This is a genomic window from Aureitalea sp. L0-47, assembly GCF_026126405.1.
Taxonomy (GTDB): Bacteria; Bacteroidota; Bacteroidia; order Flavobacteriales; family Flavobacteriaceae; genus Pukyongia.
Genome location: NZ_JAFMTQ010000031.1, coordinates 1 through 4,832 on the forward strand (window position 1 = coordinate 1; position 4,832 = coordinate 4,832).

3 protein-coding genes are annotated in these 4,832 nt (G+C 43.3%); 2 read left to right on the forward strand and 1 reads right to left on the reverse strand.

The features are described 5' to 3' along the window. Positions 1 to 359: 359 nt before the first annotated feature. A complete protein-coding gene (locus J1N09_RS15290; RefSeq protein WP_265201152.1) occupies positions 360 to 1,130 on the reverse strand; it encodes an RNA polymerase sigma factor in 771 nt (256 codons plus the stop codon). A gap of 1,043 nt (positions 1,131 to 2,173) precedes the next feature. Here J1N09_RS15290 and J1N09_RS15295 point away from each other — a divergent pair. Both J1N09_RS15295 and J1N09_RS15300 read left to right on the forward strand, forming a co-directional pair. Continuing rightward, positions 2,174 to 2,734: a LemA family protein gene (locus tag J1N09_RS15295; RefSeq protein ID WP_265201153.1), complete on the forward strand. Its 561-nt coding sequence runs from the start codon at positions 2,174 to 2,176 to the stop codon at positions 2,732 to 2,734. A gap of 3 nt (positions 2,735 to 2,737) precedes the next feature. Beyond that, entirely contained in the window at positions 2,738 to 4,420 is a 1,683-nt protein-coding gene (locus J1N09_RS15300) for a DUF2207 domain-containing protein (RefSeq protein WP_265201154.1), read from the forward strand. The last annotated feature ends 412 nt before the right edge of the window (positions 4,421 to 4,832 follow it).

Here is a 4,832-nt window from a genome sequence, read left to right on the forward strand (position 1 = left end):
CTTACAATAAACAATAACAATAAACAATAATTAATAGTTTAAGCCGAGATTCTTCGCTGCGCTCTGAATGACAACCAGACACCGGACACCCGACATCCGACATCCGACATCCGACATGTGACTTCGGACTCCCGACCTACAATAAACAATAACAATAACAATAACAATAACAATAAACAATAACAATAAACAATAATTAATCATCACCCGACACCCGACACCGGAAAATAAAAAGTTGATGAGTTTAGAAGCTTAGGAGTTTATATTACTTCGAACTTCCGACTCCCGACTTACAATAAACAATAACAATAAAGAATAACAATTAATAATAAATAACAACCAATAACCCCTAAACTCAATTAGTTCTTCCTCGTCCATGCAGAAAGACTATTGTACAGTATGGCGCGAGCTTCGCGTAGTAGGCTTTCCACATCTTTCACATCACGCTGTATGATCTCGGCGATCTGTTCCAGGGTAAATTCCTGCTTGGTGAACAGTTCAAAAACCGTATGCATGGGTTGCGGGAAATTGCGCAGTACGATTTCCGTATATCGATCGATATCCTCCTGGCTCAAATTCTGGTCGAGTTGTGCTATCAGGTCCTTTTCTTCGTCCTGATCGAAGAGAGTGATCAGGGTGTGCTTGCTCTTGTGGTAGGAAACATCTTCCAGGTCCTCACGCATAATCAGGTCGCCATCCGCTTCGGCACTGAATTTTTCCGACATGAGTTTCCATTCGGAAGTGGCGAATTCATCGATGTTCTTGAATATACTGTCTTCAAAGGCTTCCACAGCAATGGTACGATCCACTAAGTCGTTAGTCTTCTTAAACAACCATATATAGAAATCATTTTCGTTCTCCACTACACCTATGGATTCATACACTTCTATGAATAGCTGATCGATAAAATCCTCGGCCTTGTATTTACTCTTCGGAAAATTTCCCTGGTAAACCGCCGCGTCAAGTCTGCGATTCACAAATTTCTTCACTTCCGGTAGTACATCCAACAGCAGCAAATTGAATGCAGCCCGATCTCCTTGTCTTTTCAACTGGACCAATTCTTTGAAGGTGTTCGGTGCCACCTGTTGTAATCCAGTTTCTCCTTGTTTATTTGAAACTATATTTTTCATGATCACTGGTATTGAATTACCTAAAGATGCAAATGAAACAGATGAGAAAAAATGATGAAGGTCATTACTTCCTGATTTCTTTGAAGATCTTCGGGGAGCATACTTCGGACTTTAAACTTTAGACTATAGACTTTCAACACCCGACACCCGACACCCAACACCGGACATCGGTCACTTCGATACATTTCTTATTGCATTCGAAATACTCAGTGACCATTACTATCGGACCCTGAGTATCCGGCCTTGGCGGATGTACCGAAGGGTCACTAATGACTAAGAATAAAAAATAACAATAAACAATAACAATAAACAATAACAATAAACAATAATTAATCATCACCCGACACCGGACATCGGACAATAAGAAGTTTATGAGTTTAGAAGCTTAAGAGTTTATTTGCTTCGGACTTCGGACTTCGGACTTCGGACTTCCGACTTCGGACTCCCGACTCCCGACCTTTAATAAATAATAACAATAAACAATAATTAATAGTTCAAGCCGAGATTCCTCGCTTTGCTCGGAATGACATCGGGCACCCGACACCGGACAATAAAAAGTTGATGAGTTTAGAAGCTTAAGAGTTTAGTTTGCTTCGGACTTTAAACTTTAGACTATAGACTTTCAACACCCATCACCCGACATCGGTCACTTCGATACATTTCTTATTGCATTCGAAACACTCAGTGACCATTACTATCGGACCCTGAGTATCCGCCAATGGTGGATGTACCGAAGGGTCACTAAGGACTAAGAAAAAAAATAACAATAAACAATAACAATAACAATAAACAATAACAATAACAATAACAATAAACAATAATTAATCATCACCCGACACCGGACACCCGACAATAAGAAGTTTATGAGTTTAGAAGCTTAAGAGTTTAGTTTGCTTCGAACTTCGGACTTCGGACTCCCGACTTTAGACTTCTAACTTCTAACTTTTAACATCTAACATCTATCCTCCATCTTCTCACTCGCTTTTCGTACCTTTATGTAACGTTTCAACACTCACACTTACTAACCAGATAAACACTTCATCATGATATACTTTATTGCATTTATAGGTGGTGCGCTCGTCATCCTCCTGCTTCTAGTCTCAATCTTCAACCGTTTTGTGAAAAACCGCAACCTCGTGAAGGATGCCTGGAGTAATATAGACGTGGCTCTGAAACGTCGTTACGACCTTATCCCCAACCTTGTGGAAACGGTAAAAGGGTATGCTGCTCATGAGAAGCAGACCCTGGAAAGTGTGATCCAGGCGCGGAACGCCGCCATGGCAGTACCTTCCGATGATATTAACGAACAGATCAAGGCCGAAAATGCACTTCAGCAAACACTTCGTTCTATCTTCGCATTGGGTGAAGCCTACCCCGACCTGAAGGCGAATGTGAACTTTATCGACCTTCAGCAAAAACTCAATGAGATAGAAGAGAACCTCGAACGCAGCCGTCGTTACTACAACGGAACCGTTCGCGAGAACAACACCTATGGCGAAAGCTTCCCGGGAGTGCTGTTTGCACCTATCTTTAACTATACCCATTTCGATTACTTCGAAGCGGACGATTTCGACAGGCAGAATGTGAAAGTAGACTTTTCATAAGGCATGAAACAGTTTTTAAGTCTTTTACTGGCGATCTGTGCGATCACGGCCAGCTATGCACAGGGATTTGATGTCACCAAGTATACCGTGGATATTTACATCAGCGAGAAGGGGTATTTCGATGTGGTGGAGAAATACGATGTGAATTTCACCCAACAAAAACATGGGATATACCGTACCATACAATTAAAATACGACCTGCTCACTTCCGAAGGAAACAAAGAAAAACGTTCCATCGAAGTCTCGAATATCGAAGTGCCGGGGCATAGAGCCAAGATCGATAATGCCTTTTCCAGGCGACTCTCACGTTTTTTTGATATCAGAATAGGCGATCCGAACAGATTAGTGACCGGTCCCCAACAATACGAGATCCGCTACCGGGTGAAGAATGCCTTTCTCTTTGAAGAACGGGATACGCGTTTCTACTGGAACCTGAAACCTACTCAGTGGGTGGCGCCTTTCGAAAAGATCGATTTCAGGATTCACCTTCCCGAAAATGTCACCGTAGATCGAAGTCATATGTTCGTTTATTCCGGAGCTGCCGGGAACACGGAGCCAAGTGACGATTATATACAGGTGTACGACGGAAAAGTATTTTCAGGATTCTCAAAAACGGGAGTTACCTCTTACTATGGAGATGCCGTCACCGTACTTATTAATTTTCCGCCGGGTAGTATTGCTGAAACAAAACCACTATTCCCATTCTGGACGAAATACGGGTATATCCTGATCATCGGACTCCTATTCCTCGGGTTCTATATTTTATGGCGCAAGCACGGTAAGGATACGCGTGTGAGCACAACCACCAGTTATTTTCCTCCTGAAGGTATCGATCCGGCCATGGCGGGCTTCCTGATCAATGATTTGGACGATACTTCAGATCTGGTCTCCTTTATCCCACACTGGGGCTCGGGAGGATATATCCGAATGGAAGAGATCGACAAAAAAGGTTGGTTTGCCAAGGATGATGTAAAGATCATTAAGCTGAAAGATATTCCGGGTGATAGTCCGAATTACGAACGAAAGATCTTTAACGGACTCTTCAGTGGAGGAAAGCAGGAAGTACTTGTTAGTAGTTTGAAGGATAAGTTTTACACCACTATGGGCGCAGCTAAGACACAGCTTAAGAAGGCCGCCCAGGTGTATTATGTAAAGAAATCCAGGCAGGTTAGAACCATTGTATATGTCATACTGATGCTGTTATTGCTGATTTGGATACCGCTGGGTCTCTATATCTGGGGCTTTTTAGGAGCCGCACTGCTGTTTGTGGCCTTTGTGGTTTTATTTATTCTGAATGTTTCCATGATCAAGAAAAATCCGAAAGGAGATAGGGTTTTGTCTGAGCTCAAAGGTTTCAGGAATTTCATCAGGACAGCCGAAGAGAACAAGCTGAAAATGCTCATCAAGGAAAGCCCGGTTTATTTTGAGTCCACTATGGGCTACGCTATGGCTTTTGGTGCTTTTGGCGTATGGGCGAAGAAATTTGCAGCCCTGAACGTTCCACCACCCAACTGGTATACTTCGCATACACATAGTCACTTTACGATGAATCAGTTTTCCAAATCGTTTAGCTCGTCCATTACAGCTACACAATCGACCATGGTGAGTTCACCCAGCAGCAGTGGATCGGGTGGAGGAGGCTCTTCCGGAGGCGGCTTTGGCGGCGGCGGTGGCGGGAGCTGGTAGTTTCTGGTATTTTAGAATATTAGTATGTTGGTATTTTAGAACCAATTACCAAGAACAAAGGTCGCTGAGCGCCCGTCTGAACGGAACGGGCAGGGAGTCGAAGTGACCGACTTTGGGAGAATTGCTCAATCCGCCTTCGGCGTATCTCGCGAGTCTTTTGGGGGAGGCCTTACGAAAGTGAAACCCACAAAGCTTTGTCTAGCAGATTCCAGTTTCCCAATAAGTATCCGCGAATCAACGAATAAACAAATCCACGAATCAACCGTTATATGGAGAATTAGCTCACTTCGTTCGCTGAGTCTTTTAGGGTAGGCTTTACAATACGTGAAACCCACAAAGCTTCGCTTGGGTTCCACGAAAATGTATCATTTGGGAGAATTGCTCCATCCGCCTTCGGCGCATCTCGCTAGTC